Consider the following 18423-nt stretch of genomic DNA (forward strand, 5'->3'; position numbering starts at 1 on the left):
GGGAATAGGGGCGGCTCGCCGAATGGAAATGGGGGCCAGGGCGCGCGTCATCCCCTCGCTGAAAGCGAGAGCGGCATGATCTTGCCGTTCGGGAGCGCAGGCGGGTCGGCCCATTGGGTTGTCGGTCCTGGGTCCGAACGCGCCGATCAAGGCTGCATCCCGAACCCGTATCTCCGGATCGACGGCCAGGCCGCGCGATCCTCGGAATTGGTGAAAGTTTCAGCGCCGCGAGGAGGGCGCGCCTGATCCCGAACAGATGACGGGCGGCGCGATCGTTCGCATGCGGAACCGATAATAGGCATATGCTGCGGAAAATAAAAGAACCGAGGCGGTAAGAGGTCTTAACGAAATCCTTAAACCCTGGGGTCATGCTGGCCCCTAAACTGCAGGGCGATTTCCCTCTGATGTTGGGTCGGTGGCGTGACAATCTGAGCCGTTGGGGCGTGCGCGAATGGTCGATGACCGGCCTGGCGTTTGTCGTCATCTGCCTTGTCGTGTTCACGGCGACGCGGGGCCTGGCCTTCGGTCCGGACGGCGAGATCGTGCGTCTTCGCTTCGGCGGCGACGCCCAGCGGACTCGCGTGGTGCTGGATCTGGGACGCTCGACGCGCGGTCAGGTGATCGAGGACGGTTCGGCTGGACGGGTCATCCTGTCCCTGGCGGGCGTCAGTCCGGCGCGGGGGCTGGAGGGCAGCGGCACGGGCCTGGTGCGCGGATATGAGGTCAGCGCGGCCTCAGGCGCGTCGCGCGTGCGGCTGGACCTGGCGCGCGGCGCCGAGATCGAGCGTCGCTTCCTGCTGCCGCCCGGCGACGGGGTGGACCACTATCGCTATGTCATCGACCTGAAGGCCACGGGCGACGCTGCGGCGGTTCCGGTCGCCGCGCCGCGTCGCGAACAGGCCCGCGCCGAGAAGCCTCTGATCGTCATCGACGCCGGCCACGGCGGCCGCGATCCCGGCGCTCAGGGCCAGCATGTTCAGGAAAAGGCCGTCACCCTGGCCGCCGCTCGGGATCTCAAGGCGGCGCTGGAGCGCACAGGCCGCTATCGCGTGCGCCTGACCCGCGACGGCGACGTCTATGTGATCCACGGCCGTCGGGTGCAGATCGCCCGCGACGCCGGAGCGGATCTGTTCATCTCCCTGCACGCCGACGCGGGGTCGGACCCGGCGCTGCGCGGCGCCAGCGTCTACACTCTGTCCGAACAGGGCGCGGGTCGCGCCGTGCGCGAGTTCACCAAGGGCGACGACTGGCAACGCGACCTGCGCCTGCCGGGTCGCGACGCCTCGGTCGACCGCATCCTGCTGGACATGACCCAGCGCGCCACCCAGAACCGCTCGGCCCAGTTCGCGCGGGTGCTGCTGACCCATATCGAGAGGGACAACCACCCCCTGCTGCGCCGCAGCCACCGCGATGCGGGCCTGGCCGTGCTGCTGGCGCCTGACGTTCCGGCCGTCCTGTTGGAGATGGGCTTCATCACCAACCCGGAAGACGAGCGCGTCCTGAGCGACGAACGCGCCCGCCGTCGCCTGATGCGCTCGGTCGCCGAGGGCATCGACCGCTACTTCCGCGAACCGGCCGCCCCGGTGATGGTCGCCGGAGACATCGCCGGGGGTTGAAGCCTTAGGCCTCCAGCGCGGCTTTGGCGCGTCTGAAGACATCCTCGAACATCTCGGCGGTCAGGCGGCCGGTGTTCGTGTTGAGCCGCGAGCAGTGATAGCTGTTGATCAGGGTGTAGGGACCGACCTTGCCCTCGACCCCGTGCCCGGCGGGAATGGCTGAGCCGGGATAGCCCAGGGTGCGCAGGATGCTGCGCCGGGACACGTCGCCCAGGGTCACGATCACCTTCAGCCGGGGCAGGGCGGCCAGCCGATCCACCAGGAAGGGGCGGCACGTATTCTCCTCCGTCGCCGTCGGCTTGTTCTGAGGCGGGGCGCAGCGCACGGCGTTGGTGATCATGCAGTCGACCAGCGTCAGGTCGTCGTCGCCGTTCGGGTCATAGCGACCCTGGGCGAAACCGGTCTTCTTCAGCGTGTCGTACAGCAGCCAGCCGGCGTGGTCCCCGGTGAAGGGACGGCCCGTCCGGTTGGCGCCGGTGCGGCCCGGCGCCAATCCCGCGATCAGCAGTCGTGCGTTCGGATCGCCGAAGGAGGGCGCCGGACCGTTCCACCAGTCCGGGTTCTGGCGCGCGTTCTCGGCCCGGTAGGCGACCAGACGCGGGCACAGGGGACAGTCGCGGGGCGGCTCGGGATTCAACTCAGCGCTCAGTCGGGAACTCACGCGCGGTCGCTCCGGTCCAGGGTGCGGGCCACGCCTTGATTCATCGGAGCCTTGGGCTTGCCGACCTGGTTCATGATGTCGGCCAGATCGATGAAGGCGTCAGCTTGGCGGCGCAGGTCGTCGGAGATCTGGGGCGGCTGGCTCTTGACCGTCGAGACGACGGTGACGCGCACGCCCTTGGCCTGCATCGCCTGAACCAGTCGGCGGAAGTCGCCGTCGCCCGAGAACAGCACCGCCTGATCCAGACGCGGCGCCAACTCGAGCATATCGACCGCGATCTCGATGTCCATATTGCCCTTGGTGCGGCTATGGCCCTGGGCGTCGGTGAAGCGCTTCACCGGCTTGGTCACGACGGTGAAGCCGTTGTAGTCGAGCCAGTCGACGAGGGGACGGACAGGCGAGAATTCTTCGCCCTCGACCACGGCCGTGTAATAATAGGCGCGCACCAGCCGGCCTTCGCCGACGAACCATGTGGAGAGCTTCTTGAAGTCGAGGTCGCAGTTCAGGGCGCGCGCCGCCGAATAGAGGTTGGCGCCGTCGATGAACAGGGCGATGCGGTCGTCGGGGTGGTCGGTCATGAACGAAAATGAGTCCGTCGATATGGTCGAGAAAATGAAAGTCCCGACCGACGCCGCCGGGGAATCCCGGCCCGACATCGATCTGGACGCGGCAGTCATCGTCGCACTGGGCTGCAATGACAAGGGCGATTGGTCGTCCTGCGTCGAGGCGCTGGAGGCGGCGCTGGCCCGGTTCCGCGCCGAGGGCGTGGATGTTCTGGCCCGTTCGTCCTGGTGGTCGTCGCAGGCCTGGCCCGATCCGACGGATCCGCCGTTCCTGAACGGCGTGGCCGTGGTCAGCACCGCCCATGACGCTCCGACCCTGATGCGGACCCTGGGGCGGATCGAGGATCTGTTCGGCCGGGTGCGGACGGCGCGCAATGCGCCGCGGACGCTGGATCTGGACCTGATCGCCTATGGGCGTCTCAGCGGGGATTTGAACGGGCTGATCCTGCCGCACCCGCGCGCGGCGGACCGGCTGTTCGTCATGGGGCCGCTGGCCGAGATCGCGCCGGGGTGGGTTCATCCGGTCTGCGGCGGCCTGGCGAAGGACCTGGCGGAGCGCGCCGGCGTGGGGCGCGACGCGCGGCCTTTGCCGCATTGATGTCGACGCGTCGCCGGGGCAGGGTGGGGCGATGACACCGAGAGACATGACATGAGCCTCGCCCTGTTGATGACGATGGCCGCCCTTCTGGCCGCCCAGGACGGGGCGACGCCCGCTTCGCCGCCTGCGGGCGTCGGACGGGTCGTACGGGAGGCGGATGTCCGCGTGATGCAGCCGCCGCCGCATAACGGGACAGGCATGAGCACGGCCTATCGCATCAGCGACGGCGTGCCGAACCGGGCGATGGAGTTCCGCAAGCGGATCCTGCACCCAGGGGCCTCGATCGGCCTGCATCCCATCGCTCATGACGAGGTCTATTATGTCGTCAGCGGCGCCGGCGTGGTCAGCAGCGACGGGGAGGATGCTGTTGTCGGACCCGGCGACGCGGCCTATCTTTACGACGGCAATGTCGTCGGCATTCGCCAGACGGGGGACGAGGATCTGGTTCTGATCATCTCCTATCCGCTGTCGAAGCGGCGGGATTGACCGGAAAACCGCCTCAATGCCGCCTTCGCGGCGTTGCACAATTGGCTTTCACCCTATATTTTGTGCGGTTCTCCCTGCCGCCAGAGGAAATTCATGGCCCGCGTCACTGTCGAAGACTGCATCGAAAAGGTGCCGAACCGCTTTGGTCTGGTTCTGCTGGCCGGCCACCGCGCCCGCAACATCGCCAACGGCGCCCCGCTGACGCTGGACCGCGACAACGACAAGAACCCGGTCGTCGCCCTGCGCGAGCTGGCCGAGGACACCGTCACCCCGGACGAACTGCGCGAGAACATCATCACCACCCTGCAACGGGTCGATGAGCGCACCGAGGCCGAGGACGAAGCCGAGGTCGTGGCCCTGCTGGCCGAGCCGCAGCACATGAACATGGCTGAGGCCGAGCTGATCCGCGCGCTGCAAAGCGACCGCGACGGGGGCCAGGAGGAGCGCTACTGACGGCCGACCCGGTCACCAAGGTAGCAAGACGGGCGGCGCGACCTCAGACGGACACGCCGATGGACCCCGCCGCGAATCTGCAGGACAAGACATCGGCGTCGTCTCTTTCCGAGGCGGCGCCGAAGTCGTCTGAAGGCCCTGCATTGTCTGATACCAAGCGCGCACCGATCATGCGCCAGTTCGAACTGATCGAGGCGGTCAAGGCCTATGACCCGACCGCCGACGAGGCGCTGCTGAACCGCGCCTATGTCTATGCGATGAAGATGCACGGCTCGCAGCTGCGGGCCTCCGGCGATCCCTATTTCGCCCACCCGATCCAGGTCGCGGGCATTCTGACGGATTACCGCCTGGACACGGCGACCATCGTCACCGCCCTGCTGCACGACGTGGTCGAGGACACCTCCGCCACCCGGGACGACATCGCCGAGATGTTCGGCGAGGAGATCGCCGTCCTGGTCGAGGGCGTCACCAAGCTGTCGCGGCTGGAGCTGCAGGCCGAGCATACGCGTCAGGCCGAGAATCTGCGCAAATTCATCCTGGCCATCAGCCGGGACGTGCGGGTGCTGCTGGTCAAGCTGGCCGACCGTCTGCACAACATGCGCACCCTCCACTTCGTGAAGCCGGAGAAGCGCGAGCGCATCAGTCGCGAAACGCTGGAAGTCTATGCGCCGCTGGGTCGGTCGATCGGCATCCACTCCATCGCCGCCGAGTTGGAGGAGCTGGCGTTCGAGCATCTGAACGCCACGGCGCGCGTCGCCATCCAGCGTCGTCTGGAAGCCCTGAAGCTCGAGAACGGCAGCGCCATCGAGGCCGTTTCGCCTGAGATCGAGCGCGTCCTGTCCGAGGCGGGCGTCCAGGCACGGGTCAAGGGGCGCGAGAAGACGCCCTATTCCATCTGGCGCAAGCTGCAGCGCAAGACAGTCGGCTTTTCGTCCCTGTCGGACATCTACGGCTTCCGCGTCATCGTCGAGAGCGAGGACGACTGCTATCGCGCCCTGGGCGTCATTCACCGCGCGTGGCCCATGGTGCCGGAGCGGTTCAAGGACTTCATCTCGACGCCGAAGTCGAACAACTACCGGTCCCTGCACACCACGGTGGTCGGGCCGGGCGGCCTGCGTATCGAGATGCAGATCCGCACCGAGGCCATGGACCGCGTGGCTGAGGACGGGGTGGCGGCGCACTGGCGCTACAAGAACCAGTCCTACGGCTTCGACCGTGAGGCGATGGAGGCTGACGGCGGCCGCGACCCCCTTCTGAACCTGCGCCATCTGGTTCAGGTGATCGAGCACGGAGAGGGGGGAGAGGACTGGGTCGAGCACGCCAAGCTCGAAATGTATCTGGACCAGGTCTTCGTCTTCACGCCCAAGGGGACGCTGATCACCCTGCCGCGCGGCGGGATGCCGCTGGACTTCGCCTACGCCGTCCACACCGAGGTCGGCGACACGGCTGTGGGGGTCAAGATCAACGGCGAACTGAAGCCCATGCGCACGGCGCTTCAGAACGGCGACGTGGTCGAGATCATCCGCGGGACCAAGCGCGAGGCGCCCACCGACTGGCGCAGCCTGACCGTCACGGGCCGGGCGCGCTCGGCCATCCGTCGATTCATCCGCTCGTCGGAGCGCGAGGAGTTCGTGCGTCTGGGCAAGACGACGCTGGAGCAGACGCTGGAGCGGGCGGGCAAGTCGTTGGCCGACGTCAAGCTGACGGAGGTGCTGAAGACCTTCGCCATGCCGTCGGAAGAAGACATGTTCGACGCTATCGGTCGCGGCCGCCTGACCGCGACGCGCGTGGCCGAGACCCTGTTCCCGGCGCTGAAGGGGCAACTGAAGGCCGGGCCGGAGCGCAAGCGCATCGGCGAGGAATCGCCGCGTCTGTTCGTGCGCGGCGGCGGTCTGACGCCCGGCGTCAGCATCCATTTCGGCCAGTGTTGTTCGCCCGTGCCGGGCGACCGCATCGTCGGCATTCTTGAGCCGGACAAGGGGCTGACGGTCCACACCATCGACTGCCAGACCCTGGCCGATTTCGCCGACGACGATTCCGTCTGGCAGGATCTGCAGTGGACGCCGCAGGCCGAGCGCAGCGCCGTCGGCTCGGTCAAGCTGCACGCCACCCTCACCAATGCGCGCGGCGTGCTGGGGCAGGTGGCCTCCATTATCGGCGAGGCGGGCGGCAACATCCTGAACCTGTCGATGGCCCATCGTCAGCACGACTTCTATGACGTCAACATCGACGTGGAGGTCGAGGACGCCCGCCACGCCACCATGATCATTGCGGCGCTGAGGGCCAATCCCTACGTCGATACGGTCGATCGCGCGCGCGGCTGAGCCGACGCTGACGCCATCAGTTTTCTCAAAGGTCGTAATGTCTCCCGAACAACAAAAGCTCGCCAATGAGGCCCAGATGGCCTCGCCCTCCTATCGTCTGGCCGCCCTGGATCAGGACTTCCTGCTGGGCGAGTCGATGCGCGGCGTGCGCTTTCTGATGGAGTATGAGAAGGCCGAGCAGGCGTTGAAGGCGTGGGGCGTGCGCTCCACCATTGTCGTCTTCGGCAGCGCCCGCGTGGGCGTGAACGGGGACGGTCGCCATGCCTATTGGTATGAGCAGGCGCGCGAGTTCGGCCGCATCGCCTCCGAACGCGGCGGCGCCTTCCGGGGCGAACCGGGCGAGGTGCGTGACAACGTCATCGCCACGGGCGGCGGACCGGGCATCATGCAGGCCGCCAACCAGGGCGCGCACGAGGCCGGGGCGCCGTCCATCGGCTTCAACGTCACCCTGCCGCACGAGCAGTTCCCGAACCCGTGGTCGACGCCCGAACTGACGTTCCAGTTCCACTACTTCGCCATGCGCAAGATGCATCTCGCCATGCGGGCCAATGCGCTGGTGGTCTTCCCCGGCGGTTTCGGCACCCTGGACGAACTGTTCGAGATCCTGACCCTGCGCCAGACCGACAAGGCGCCGCCCATCCCCATCGTCCTGTTCGACGAGGCCTACTGGCGCTCGGTGATCAATTTCGACGCCCTGATCGAGCACGGCATGGTGAAGGCGTCGGACATGGAGCTGTTCGCCTTCGCCGACGACGCCGAGACGGTGTGGACCCGGTTGCTGGAAGGCGGGTTGAAGCCCAACTGCGACATCAAATAGGGCGCGGGTTGAGGGCTGCCGTCACAGGGTCTAAGGACGGCTTTCATGAACACTGAAGACGTCCTCAACGAATTCCGCGACGCCGGCGCCCTGCGCGAAGGCCATTTCGTCCTCTCGTCCGGCCTGCACAGCCCGGTCTTCCTGCAGAAGAACCTGGTCTTCATGGATGGCGCCCGCTGCGAGCGCCTGTGCAAGGCGCTGGCCGAAAAGATCATCGCTACGGTCGGCCCGGTCGATGCGGCGATCTCGCCCGCCGTCGGCGGCATCATCCCCGGCTATGAGACGGCCAAGCACCTGAACGTGCGCTCCATGTACGTCGAGCGCGAGGGCGGCGAGTTCAAACTGCGTCGCGGCTTCTCGGTCGAGCCGGGCGAGAAGATCGTCATGGTCGAGGACATCGTCACCACGGGGCTGTCCTCGCGCGAATGCATCGCCGCGATCCAGAAGGCGGGCGGCCATGTCGTCGCCGCGGCCTGCATCGTCGATCGTTCGGGCGGCAAGGTCGATGTGGGCGTGCCCCTGATCGCCCTGGCTTCGATGGAGGTGCCGGCCTATCCGGCCGACGCCCTGCCGCCGGAACTGGCCGCCCTGCCGGTCGAGGATCCGGGCAGCCGCCGGTTGTCCAAGGGGTAGGAAATGGCGTCGCAGCCTATAACGGACCGGAACAGCCTGGCCTTTCGCCTGTTTTTTAACGAGCGGACGGCGCGTGGACTTTCGGCTTTGCGCTTCATGCTGCTGGGGGCTGCGTGTTTGGTGCTTGTGGAAAAATGGCGGCGAGGCGTGTTTACCGGCGACGAACTGTCCGCATTGGTGATCCTTGCCGTTCTGGTTGGCTTTTTGGGCGATTTGGTTCGCCGTAGAGCGACCAAGACCGGAGAGGCGGGATGAAGCGTCAGCGGGTTCGTCTGGGCGTCAATATCGACCACGTCGCCACGGTCCGTAACGCGCGCGGCGGCGCTCATCCCGACCCGGCCCGCGCGGCTGAGGCGGCGCTGGCGGCCGGCGCCGACGGCATCACCGCCCACCTGCGCGAGGATCGTCGCCATATCACCGACGCCGACATCGACGTGCTGACGGCCCTGTGCCGCCGCGCGGACAAGCCGCTGAACTTCGAGATGGCGGTGACGGACGAGATGCTGGCCATCGCCCTGCGCCACCGTCCGCACGCCGCCTGTCTGGTGCCTGAGCGCCGCGAAGAGGTGACGACCGAGGGCGGACTGGCCGTCGCCGGTCACGAGGCCCGCATCGCCCCGGTGGTGAAGGCGCTGTCCGACGCCGGCATCCGCGTCAGCCTGTTCATCGAACCGTCCGAGGATCAGGTCGAGGCCGCCGCCGCCGTCGGCGCCCAGGTGGTCGAGTTCCACACCGGCCGCTATTGCCACCTGACCGACCCGGCCCAGCGCGCGGTCGAGTTCGAGCGTCTGGCCGCCGCCGCCGCCCAGGCCGACATTCTGGGGCTGGAGGTCCATGCGGGCCACGGCCTCGACTTCGCCACGGCGGGGGATGTGCTGGCCATCCGCGAGATCGTCGAGCTGAACATCGGCCACTTCCTGATCGGTGAGGCGGTCTTCGTTGGTCTGGACGCCGCCATTCGCCGGATGCGCGCGGCGATGGACGAGGCCGTGTCATGATCATCGGTGTCGGCGCCGACCTGTCGGACATCCGGCGCATTCAGGCGTCGCTGGACCGCTTCGGCGACCGTTTCAAACAGCGTGTCTTCACCGAACTGGAACGCACCCGCTCGGACCGCAAGGCCGATCCGGCGTGGAGCTACGCCAAGCGGTTCGCGGCCAAGGAAGCCTGCGCCAAGGCCCTGGGCACCGGGATGCGCTCCGACGTCTACTGGCGCGACATGGAGGTGGTGAACCTGCCGTCCGGCCAGCCGACGCTGGCCCTGACCGGCCACGCGGCCGAGCATCTGACCCGCCTGACCCCGCCGGGGCATGAGGCGCGCATCCACCTGACCCTCAGCGACGAACACCCCTATGCCCTGGCCTTTGTGGTGATCGAAGCCGTGCCGTTGGCTTAGGCGCGTGGTGTCGGCTAGATAGCGATCGCTGGTTTTTTATCGGGGCCGACAATGAGTAAATCGCAGACGGCGTTGGCCGAATGGATCGACACGCTTCGTGTCGTGTCGATCTTTCTGCTGATCGCGCTGGTGCTGCGTGTGCTGCTGTTCCAGCCCTTCACCATCCCGTCGGCCTCGATGGAGCCGAACCTGTATGAGGGCGACTACATCGTCGTGTCGAAATGGTCGTACGGCTATTCGCGCCATTCGATCCCGTTCAGCCCGCCGGTGTTCAAGGGCCGCATTCTGGGCAAGGGGCCGGAGCGCGGCGACGTCGTGGTGTTCAAGCTGCCGCGCGACAACAAGACCGACTACATCAAGCGCGTGATCGGCCTGCCGGGCGACAAGGTGCAGATGATCGCCAACAAGCTCTACATCAACGGCGCGCCGGTTCAGGACGTCGAGGTCAGCCGCGCCCAGATGGCCGATATGTTCGGCGCCCGTTCGGTGACGCAGCTGCGCGAGACCCTGCCGGGCGGCCGCACCTTCATGACGCAGGACTTCGGTCCGGGCGGCGAGCTGGACGACACGCCGCTGTATGAAGTGCCGTCGGGCCATTATTTCATGATGGGCGATAACCGCGACAACTCGATCGACAGCCGTGTCGAGATGTCGGCGGGCGTGGGCATGGTCCCGGCCGAAAATCTGGTCGGCAAGGCCGAGATCATCATGTTCTCGTGGACGCCGGGCGCCTCTCTGTTCAACCCGGTCAGCTGGTTCGCAAACGTGCGCTTCAGCCGGTTCTTCAAGATCCTCCATTAAGGCCATTCCTGAAGAGGTTGCGGTTCCTTCATCATGCGGAGTCTTGCCCGCTGCGGGTTCAGCGATTACGCCTCGCTCTTCCAACCCTGCGCGCGGCAGGGGATTCGAGCAGATGATGACCGACGACCCCAAGCTGAACGGCGGCGCGGGCGCCTCCGCCCTTGATCCGGCGGTCGGCCGCCCGATCTGGAGCGATGACGGCGACGCCCCCTTCGACATGGGGGACGACCCTGAAGCGCTCGACAGCGAAAAGCCGATCCATGCGCCGCGGCGCTACAGGAAAGCCAAACGAGTGACGAAAGAAAAGTCCGCGAGCAACGAAACGGTCGAGATCATCAAGACCGTCGTTTTCGCCCTGCTGATCGCGCTGGTGCTGCGTGTGCTGCTGTTCCAGCCCTTCACCATCCCGTCGGCCTCGATGGAGCCGAACCTGTACGAAGGCGACTACATCGTCGTGTCGAAGTGGTCGTACGGCTATTCCAAGCACTCGATCCCGTTCAGCCCGCCGGTGTTCAACGGCCGCATCCTGGGCAAGGCGCCCGCGCGCGGCGACATCGCCGTGTTCAAGCTGCCGCGCGACAACAAGACCGACTACATCAAGCGCGTGATCGGCCTGCCGGGCGACAAGGTGCAGATGATCGCCAACAAGCTCTACATCAACGGCGCGCCGGTTCAGGACGTCGAGGTCAGCCGCGCCCAGATGGCCGATATGTTCGGCGCCCGTTCGGTGACGCAGCTGCGCGAGACCCTGCCGGGCGGCCGCACCTTCATGACGCAGGACTTCGGTCCGGGCGGCGAGCTGGACGACACGCCGCTGTATGAAGTGCCGTCGGGCCATTATTTCATGATGGGCGATAACCGCGACAACTCGATCGACAGCCGTGTCGAGATGTCGGCGGGCGTGGGCATGGTCCCGGCCGAAAATCTGGTCGGCAAGGCCGAGATCATCATGTTCTCGTGGACGCCGGGCGCCTCGCTGTTCAATCCGGTCAGCTGGTTCGCCAATGTGCGCTTCAGCCGGTTCTTCAAGATCCTCGACTGATGGCCGGCGGACGCACGAACGTGCGCGCCGAGGCCGTGGCGGCCCTGCGTCGTCGTCTGGGACATGATTTCGCCGAGCCGGAGCTGCTGGAACGCGCCCTGACCCATTCCAGCGTGGGCGAAGGCGCAGGCCCGCAGGTTCCGGCCGACAACGAGCGGCTGGAGTTCCTGGGCGACCGGGTGCTGGGTCTTCTGGTGGCCGACCGCCTGGTGCGCGACTTTCCCGCAGCGGACGAGGGGCAGTTGTCGGCCCGCCTGCACGCCCTGGTGGACAAGGCCGCCTGCGCCCGCGTGGGCGAGCGGCTAGGCGTCGGCGACGCCCTGCGCCTGTCTCCGGGCGAGACCAAGACCGGCGGCCGCAGAAAGGCCGGAGTCATCGCCGATGCTGTTGAGGCGATCCTGGCGGGCGTCTATCGCGACGGCGGCCTGATCGCGGCTCAGGCCGTGTTCGAGCGCGCCTGGGCCGAGGAACTGGCGGCGCCTCCCGCGCCGGCCATCACCAATCCCAAGTCCGCCCTGCAGGAATGGGCGCAGGGGCAGGGCCGTCCGCTGCCGACCTATGCGGTGATCCAGCGCACCGGCTCGGACCACGCGCCGACCTTCACGGTCGAGGCGACGGTGACCGGCTATGAACCCGCCCGAGCCCAAGGGCGTTCGCGACAGGAGGCGGAAAAGGCCGCCGCCGTCGCTCTTTTGAAACGTGAAGGCGTGATTTGACCGAAACTCCCGAAACCACCGAGATCAGCAACCAGCACGCGGGCTTCGCCGCCATCATCGGCGCGCCCAATGCGGGCAAGTCGACGCTGGTGAACCGGTTGACGGGCTCCAAGGTCTCCATCGTCACCCAGAAGGTGCAGACGACGCGCTTTCCCGTGCGGGGCATCGCCATCGAGGGCGACGCCCAGATCGTGCTGGTGGATACGCCCGGCGTCTTCACCCCACGCCGCCGTCTGGACCGCGCCATGGTCGCCTCGGCCTGGGCCGGGGCGCAGGACGCCGACGTGGTCGTCCACCTGGTCGACGCCCAGTCGCACATCGACGCCGAAGGCCGCGAAGGCACGCCTGCCGACCGCCGCTCGGCCGAGGACACCGAGACCATCATCGCCAATCTGAAGGCGACCGACACCAAGGTCATCCTGGCGTTGAACAAGATCGACGGGATGCGCCGCGACACCCTGCTGGCCCTGTCGCAGCGCCTGTTCGAAACGGGTGTCTATTCCGAGGTCTTCATGATCTCGGCGCTCAGCGGCGACGGCGTGGACGATCTGAAGGCGCGTCTGGCCAAGGCTATGCCCGAGGGGCCGTGGCTCTATCCCGAAGACCAGTCGGCGGACGTGCCGCTGCGCGTTCTGGCCGCCGAGATCACGCGCGAGAAGGTCTATCTGCGCGTCCACGAGGAACTGCCCTATTCGGCGGCGGTCGAGACGACCAGCTTCGAGGACCGCGCCGACGGCTCGGCGCGCATCGAACAGACCATCTATGTCGAGCGTGAAAGCCAGCGCCCGATCGTGCTGGGCAAGGGCGGCCAGACCCTGAAATGGATCGGCCAGAAGGCGCGCGAGGAGCTGATCGAGATCCTGGATCGCCCCGTTCACCTGTTTTTGACCGTCAAAGTCGATCCGAAGTGGCAAGACTCTAAGGCATTGTACGCCCAGTTCGGCCTGGAGTTTGACGTCTAGTACCGTGTTCATCGTTCCCAAGACTGCGGGCGGCAGGCCCTGGTTCCTCGGCTCTCTCGTCGCCGCCGGCCTGATTTCGGCCGGGGCGGGGGCCTGGTTCCTGAACGCCGTCGCACCGGAGACCCAGGCGGCTGTCGTCTACCAGTCGGACCTGCCCAAGCGACCGCCCGTCGAGGTGGTCGAGGCTCTGCCGCAGTTGAAGGAACGGTTGGATCATCTGGCCGCGACCAAGCAGTTCACCGGCGCGGTCCTGGTGTCGAAGGGCGGTCAGGTCCTGTTCCGTCAGGTCTACGGCAAGGCGAACTATGAGCAGGACACCCCCTTCGCCCTGGACACCCGTTTCCGCCTGGCGTCGGTGTCCAAGCAGTTCACCGCCGTCGCTGTCCTGAAGCTTCAGGACGAGGGCAAGCTGTCGGTCGACGACCCCGTCTGCAAATGGATCGAGCCGTGCCCGGACGCCTGGCGGCCGCTGCGCATCCATCACCTGCTGTCGCACACTTCGGGTATCCCGGACCTGATGGCCCAGGCCGAGTGGGGCCGTATTCGGGTCACCCATCGTACGCCGCAGGAGCTGACCGAGACCTCGGCCCGCTATGGCCTGCAGTTCGAACCGGGAACAAAGGTTCGCTACAACAACGCCGCCTTCAATCTGGCGGCCGAGATCGTGTCGAGGGCCAGCGGCCAGCCGTTCGAGACCTATCTGGAGCAGGCCATCCTCAAGCCCCAGGGCCTGAAGGACACCGGCTCCGACGTGAACGACGACGCCCAAGGCCTGGCCATGGGCTACGGCCTGTTCCCGGCGGGTCTGACGCCGCAGCCTATCGCCAACGTCAGCGTGGTGGCCGGCGCCGGCGCCTTGTATTCGACGCTGGACGACATGCTGGCCTGGAACCGCGCCCTGCATCAGGGCCATATCCTGAGCGACAAGGCCTATGCCGATCTGATCGCCGACCACGCCCCGGACGACATGCCGGAGCGGCGCGGCCCGCACCGGGCCTATGGCTACGGCCTCTACGTCAGCGCTTTGGGCGAGCGGACCTCTTCGCCGTTCAGCGACCGCCAGATTTACCACACCGGCAGCTGGGCGGGCTTCCGTAACCTGGTGTCCTATCAGCCGGATCAGGAGGTGACGGTGGTGGTGCTGTCCAACAACTACCACCTGCGCGACCTGGTGCTGCTGATCAATCAGCAGGCCATGGCCGAGGCTCTCGGCCGCCCGTTCCCTGCCGCGCTCAGCCGCTGAGGCCTAGGCGCAGGAAGCTCATCAGGCGCGGGTCGTCGCAGTGGGTCACATTGACCCGCATGAAGCGGCTGGCCGTCTGTGAGGGGCTGAATACGTCGCCGGGCGCCAGGACGATGTTCTCCTTCAGCGCGGCGCGCGCCAAGTCGGCGGAATCGATTTCGCCGGGCAGTCGGCACCAAAGATTGAAGCCGCCGCGCGGCTCGATCCAGGGTTCGACGCCGATGGATCTCAGGCGGGCGATCACCTCGCGGCGCTTTCGCGCCAGGCGTCGATGAACCTCGTCCAGATGCTTGCGATAGCCGCCCCCGGCCAGGACGTGGGCGATGGCCTCGGCCGCCACCGGACTGGCGCCGACAAAGCCCGTCGCCACCTGAAGATCAGCCAGGTCCGAAATCCGGTCGACGCGCGCCGCGATGTAGCCGCAGCGCAGGGAGGCCGACAGCGTCTTGGAGAAGCTGCCGATGCGGATGACCCGGTTCAGCCCGTCCAGCGCCGCCAGTCGGGTGGTGGGCTCGGGCTCCAGATCGGCGAAAAGATCGTCCTCGATGATGGTGAGATCATGCGCTGCAGCCAGATTCAGCAGGCGGTGCGCCGTCTGGGGCGCGATGCCGGCGCCGGTCGGGTTCTGAAGCCCGGCGTTGGTCAGATAGAGCCGGGGGGAGGCCTGCTTCAGTACGGCCTCGAACCGTTCGACGTCAGGGCCTGTGAGCGTGTAGGGGACGCCGACGACCTGGACCTGATGCGCGCGCAGCAGGGCGCGGAAGTTGAAGTAGCAGGGATCGTCCACGACCACCGTATCGCCGGGCCGCAGCAGATAACGGCACGTCAGATCGACGGCATGGGTGCCGGAGCCGGTCAGCAGCACCTGATCCTGGCCGAGTTGCAGCCCCTCGGTCGCCAGACGACCCAGAAGGATGCGGCGCAGCGCCCTCGAGCCGAGCACGCCGCCATAGTCGGTCAGAAGGGCGTCGTCCGCCCGCGCTACGGCGCGCAGGGCCTTGCGCAGCGCCTCGGTCGGCATCCAGTCGGCAGGCAGCCAGCCGCAGCCGGGCTTGAGGGCCTCCGGCGGCGCCTCCAGCGACTGGCGCGACACCCAGAAGGGATCGACGGCGCGGTCGTGCAGGCCGGGATCGACCGCAAAACTGAGCGGAGGCAGGGCGGCGCCCGAGACATAGAAGCCTGATCCCGGCCGGGCGCGGATCAACCCCTCGGCCGCCAGCCGGTCATAGGCCTCGACGACGGTTGAAGGCGAAACCGCCATGGTCTCGGCGAAACGCCGGATCGACGGCAGGCGGTCGCCGGGGGCCAGGCTGCGCCCGGCGATACGGATGCGAATGGCCTCCATGACCTCGGTGGTGCGTGTGCTGCGGGACAACCGTGCCGGCTCCATAATCCATACAGTTCGGCGAAAGCGTATCGATCTGTGGCTGCCTTCGCCAGCGCCGGGAGTCCAATCAGGCGGCGAAGAGGAAGACGGAATGGACACGGCGAAACAGAAGCGCATCGACGGCCTGATCTGCGGGCTTCTGGGGGTGGTGATCTTCAGCGGCTCGCTGCCCGCGACGCGGTTGGCGGTGGCGGACCTGTCGCCGCTGTTCCTGACGGGCGCGCGGGCGGTTATCGCGGCGGCGCTGGCGGGGCTGGTGCTGTTGGCCACGCGGCAGGCGCGGCCGGACCGGCGCGATCTGATGTCGCTGGCGGTGATCGCGGTCGGGGTGGTGGTGGGTTTTCCCCTGCTGTCGGCCCTGGCGCTGCAGCATATGACCTCGGCCCGGTCGATCGTCTTCATCGGCCTGCTGCCGTTGTCTACGGCCATCTTCGGCGTAATGAGAGGCGGGGAGAGGCCGCGCCCGCTGTTCTGGCTGTTCTCCGGTCTGGGCAGCGCCACGGTGATCGGTTTCGCCTTCAGCAGCCACGGCGACGGAGCGTGGACCAGCGACCTGCTGATGCTGGCCTCCATCGTCATCTGCGGTCTGGGCTATGCCGAGGGCGGCATACTGGCGCGGCGTCTGGGCGGCTGGCAGGTCATCTGTTGGGCGCTGGTGCTGTCGGCGCCGATCATGCTGGTGGTGACGACGATGGACCTGCCCGCCGACTGGAGCGCCATCGGCGTCCCGGCGTGGACCGGACTGGCCTATGTCTCGGTCTTCTCGATGCTGATCGGCTTCATCTTCTGGTATCGCGGCCTGGCGATGGGCGGCATCGCCAGCGTGGGGCAGCTTCAACTGCTCCAGCCCTTCTTCGCCCTGGCGCTGGCGGGGCTGGTGCTGCACGAGGCCGTGCCGTGGACCATGGTCGCGGCGGCCGCACTGACGGTGGCCAGCGTCGCCGTGGCCCGCCGTTATGCCTGAGACGGGAGGGTCAGGCCTTCATCGACCCCGTTTCGATGTAGCGCTGGTGCCACGACAGCGCCTCGGTCAGCAGGTGCGGCGACTGCAGGCCGTATGACCCTTCCAGCGCGCGGTCGTAATAGTCCTTCAGCGCGTCGCGATAGTCGGGGTGCGCGCAGTTGGCGATGATGACCCGCGCGCGCTGCTTGGGCGACAGGCCGCGCAGGTCGGCCAGCCCCTGTTCCGTGACGATGACCTGCACGTCCTGGGTGATGTGGTCGACGTGGCTGGCCATGGGGACGATGGCCGAGATCTTGCCGCCCTTGGCCGTCGACGGGGTGACGAAGCAGGAGATGTAGGCGTTGCGCGCAAAGTCGCCCGAGCCGCCGATGCCGTTCTGGATGCGCGAGCCCATGACGTGGGTCGAGTTGACGTTGCCGTAGATGTCGGCCTCGATCAGGCCGTTCATGGCGATGCAGCCCAGACGGCGGATGATCTCCGGGTGGTTCGAGATTTCCTGCGGGCGCAGGATGATCTTGCCGCGAAACTGCTCCATGCGGTTGTTCAGATCGGCGGCGGCCTCGGGGCTGAGCGAGAAGGCGGTGGCCGAGGCGACCGTCAGTTTCCCTGAGTCCAGCAGGTCCAGCATCCCGTCCTGCAGCACCTCCGTATAGGCGGTCAGGTTCTCGAACGGGCTGTCCTGAAGGCTGGCCAGCACGGCGTTGGCGACATTGCCCACGCCCGATTGCAGCGGCAGCAGATGGGCGGGCAGGCGGCCCAGCTTCACTTCATGCTGCAGGAACTCGATCAGATGCCCGGCGATGGCTGTGGCGCTGGCGTCGGGCGCGGCGAAGGGCAGGTTGCGGTCAGGGCTGTCCGTCTCGACGATGGCGGCGATCTTCGATGGATCGACGCGGAAGACCGTCTCGCCGATCAGGTCGGTCGGTTTGGTCAGCGGGATCGGCACGCGCGCGGGTGGCAGGGCGGTGCCGTAGTAGATGTCGTGCATCCCCTCCAGCGCGGCGTTCTGCCAGCTGTTGACCTCGAGGATGATGCGGTCGGCGCGGTCCAGCCAGGTCTTGTTGTTGCCGATGGACGACGAGGGGATCAGCGCCCCGTCCTCGCGGATGCCCGACACCTCGACTACCGCCGTCTCCAGCGGACCGAGGAAGCCCTGCCAGGCCACCGGCGCCACCTGCGACAGGTGCATGTCCAGGTATTCCATCTCGCCCTTGTTGATCTTCTCACGCGCGACGGGATCGGAGTTGTAGGGCAGGCGGAACTCGATGCCGTCCGCCTTGGCTAGGGCGCCGTCCAACTCAGGCCCGGTCGAGGCGCCGGTCCAGACCTTCAGCCGGAACGGGTTGCCGGCTGCGTGCTCGGCCTCGATCCGCTCGGCCAGGGCCATGGGCACGACCTTGGGATAGCCCGAGCCGGTGAAGCCGCTCATGCCCACGGTCGAGTTGGCCGGGATCAGGGCGGCGGCGTCCTGGGCGGACATGATCTTCGACTTGAGGGCGGCGTTACGGACGCGGGACATCGCAAACCTGACGACTGGAGCCGGGGAGGGCTCAAGGAACGACGCGGACATAGGCGCCGCATCACCCTGATTCCAATACGGCTTTGGTCGTAACGCGCCGTGATCACAAAGGCGTTAGCCGTAGGATTGTCTGGCGGACAGCGCCATGATCGCCGGATCCTCGCCTTGCGGTTCACTGAGGGCGCGAGGCTTGATGACTCACCGAGCACGAAAAAACGCCGGAGCTTTCGCCCCGGCGCTTC

General features: G+C 67.1%; 20 protein-coding genes. 16 read left to right on the forward strand and 4 right to left on the reverse strand.

Annotation, left to right across the window (positions count from 1 at the left end; translation table 11 throughout):
• Positions 1–458: 458 nt before the first annotated feature.
• Positions 459–1616, forward strand: a complete 1158-nt coding sequence (locus V8J38_RS07305) for an N-acetylmuramoyl-L-alanine amidase family protein (RefSeq protein WP_422388337.1) — start codon at positions 459–461, stop codon at positions 1614–1616.
• 4 nt (positions 1617–1620) lie between these two features.
• On the opposite strand, the gene V8J38_RS07310 is transcribed toward V8J38_RS07305, so the two are convergent.
• Entirely contained in the window at positions 1621–2277 is a 657-nt protein-coding gene (locus V8J38_RS07310) for a uracil-DNA glycosylase (RefSeq protein ID WP_338578482.1), read from the reverse strand.
• Positions 2274–2855, reverse strand: coding sequence for an NYN domain-containing protein (locus tag V8J38_RS07315; protein ID WP_291774399.1), 582 nt, complete (start codon positions 2853–2855; stop codon positions 2274–2276). The genes V8J38_RS07310 and V8J38_RS07315 overlap by 4 nt, the downstream gene beginning before the upstream one ends.
• A 22-nt stretch (positions 2856–2877) precedes the next feature.
• Between V8J38_RS07315 and folK the strand changes: the two genes are divergently transcribed.
• The 14 genes from folK (at position 2878) to V8J38_RS07385 (ending at position 14311) form a co-directional block, all read left to right on the forward strand.
• Positions 2878–3438, forward strand: coding sequence for a 2-amino-4-hydroxy-6-hydroxymethyldihydropteridine diphosphokinase (folK, locus tag V8J38_RS07320; protein ID WP_338578484.1), 561 nt, complete (start codon positions 2878–2880; stop codon positions 3436–3438).
• 51 nt (positions 3439–3489) lie between these two features.
• Complete coding sequence (locus tag V8J38_RS07325; protein ID WP_338578485.1) at positions 3490–3924, forward strand: cupin domain-containing protein; 435 nt, start codon at positions 3490–3492, stop codon at positions 3922–3924.
• Positions 3925–4017: 93 nt separating this feature from the next.
• Positions 4018–4377 carry a DNA-directed RNA polymerase subunit omega gene (gene rpoZ / locus V8J38_RS07330; RefSeq protein WP_003165386.1) on the forward strand — a complete coding sequence of 120 codons (360 nt, stop codon included), beginning with the start codon at positions 4018–4020 and terminating at the stop codon, positions 4375–4377.
• A gap of 59 nt (positions 4378–4436) precedes the next feature.
• Entirely contained in the window at positions 4437–6701 is a 2265-nt protein-coding gene (locus V8J38_RS07335; protein ID WP_291774410.1) for a RelA/SpoT family protein, read from the forward strand.
• 37 nt (positions 6702–6738) lie between these two features.
• Entirely contained in the window at positions 6739–7518 is a 780-nt protein-coding gene (locus V8J38_RS07340) for a TIGR00730 family Rossman fold protein (protein ID WP_134580523.1), read from the forward strand.
• A 45-nt stretch (positions 7519–7563) separates the two neighbouring features.
• The gene (gene pyrE, locus V8J38_RS07345) at positions 7564–8151 is read left to right on the forward strand and encodes an orotate phosphoribosyltransferase (RefSeq protein ID WP_291774421.1); all 588 of its coding nucleotides are present in this window, start codon (positions 7564–7566) and stop codon (positions 8149–8151) included.
• A 3-nt stretch (positions 8152–8154) separates the two neighbouring features.
• Positions 8155–8406 carry a hypothetical protein gene (locus tag V8J38_RS07350; protein ID WP_291774424.1) on the forward strand — a complete coding sequence of 84 codons (252 nt, stop codon included), beginning with the start codon at positions 8155–8157 and terminating at the stop codon, positions 8404–8406.
• Positions 8403–9149, forward strand: a complete 747-nt coding sequence (locus V8J38_RS07355; protein WP_291774427.1) for a pyridoxine 5'-phosphate synthase — start codon at positions 8403–8405, stop codon at positions 9147–9149. Before V8J38_RS07350 ends, V8J38_RS07355 begins: the two co-directional genes overlap by 4 nt.
• Positions 9146–9547: a holo-ACP synthase gene (acpS, locus tag V8J38_RS07360; protein WP_338578488.1), complete on the forward strand. Its 402-nt coding sequence runs from the start codon at positions 9146–9148 to the stop codon at positions 9545–9547. Before V8J38_RS07355 ends, acpS begins: the two co-directional genes overlap by 4 nt.
• Positions 9548–9598: 51 nt before the next feature.
• Positions 9599–10348: a signal peptidase I gene (gene lepB, locus V8J38_RS07365; protein ID WP_338578490.1), complete on the forward strand. Its 750-nt coding sequence runs from the start codon at positions 9599–9601 to the stop codon at positions 10346–10348.
• A gap of 115 nt (positions 10349–10463) precedes the next feature.
• Positions 10464–11390: a signal peptidase I gene (lepB, locus tag V8J38_RS07370; protein WP_338578604.1), complete on the forward strand. Its 927-nt coding sequence runs from the start codon at positions 10464–10466 to the stop codon at positions 11388–11390.
• Positions 11390–12106, forward strand: a complete 717-nt coding sequence (gene rnc, locus V8J38_RS07375; RefSeq protein WP_338578491.1) for a ribonuclease III — start codon at positions 11390–11392, stop codon at positions 12104–12106. Before lepB (V8J38_RS07370) ends, rnc begins: the two co-directional genes overlap by 1 nt.
• Positions 12103–13068: a GTPase Era gene (era, locus tag V8J38_RS07380; RefSeq protein ID WP_338578492.1), complete on the forward strand. Its 966-nt coding sequence runs from the start codon at positions 12103–12105 to the stop codon at positions 13066–13068. The genes rnc and era overlap by 4 nt, the downstream gene beginning before the upstream one ends.
• Positions 13069–13072: 4 nt before the next feature.
• On the forward strand, positions 13073–14311 hold the full coding sequence (locus V8J38_RS07385) for a serine hydrolase domain-containing protein (RefSeq protein WP_291774443.1): 1239 nt from the start codon (positions 13073–13075) through the stop codon (positions 14309–14311).
• Here V8J38_RS07385 and V8J38_RS07390 read toward each other — a convergent pair.
• Positions 14301–15686 (reverse strand): PLP-dependent aminotransferase family protein, encoded by a 1386-nt coding sequence (locus V8J38_RS07390; protein WP_338578493.1) that lies wholly within the window; start codon positions 15684–15686, stop codon positions 14301–14303. The two genes, V8J38_RS07385 and V8J38_RS07390, sit on opposite strands and share 11 nt — an antisense overlap.
• Before the next feature lie 103 nt (positions 15687–15789).
• Between V8J38_RS07390 and V8J38_RS07395 the strand changes: the two genes are divergently transcribed.
• Entirely contained in the window at positions 15790–16662 is an 873-nt protein-coding gene (locus tag V8J38_RS07395; RefSeq protein WP_338578494.1) for a DMT family transporter, read from the forward strand.
• Positions 16663–16672: 10 nt separating this feature from the next.
• Here V8J38_RS07395 and V8J38_RS07400 read toward each other — a convergent pair whose 3' ends face one another.
• A complete protein-coding gene (locus V8J38_RS07400; RefSeq protein ID WP_338578495.1) occupies positions 16673–18181 on the reverse strand; it encodes an acetyl-CoA hydrolase/transferase family protein in 1509 nt (502 codons plus the stop codon).
• Positions 18182–18423: the final 242 nt, after the last annotated feature.

It is taken from the genome of Brevundimonas olei (assembly GCF_037055245.1).
Taxonomy (GTDB): domain Bacteria; phylum Pseudomonadota; class Alphaproteobacteria; order Caulobacterales; family Caulobacteraceae; genus Brevundimonas; species Brevundimonas olei.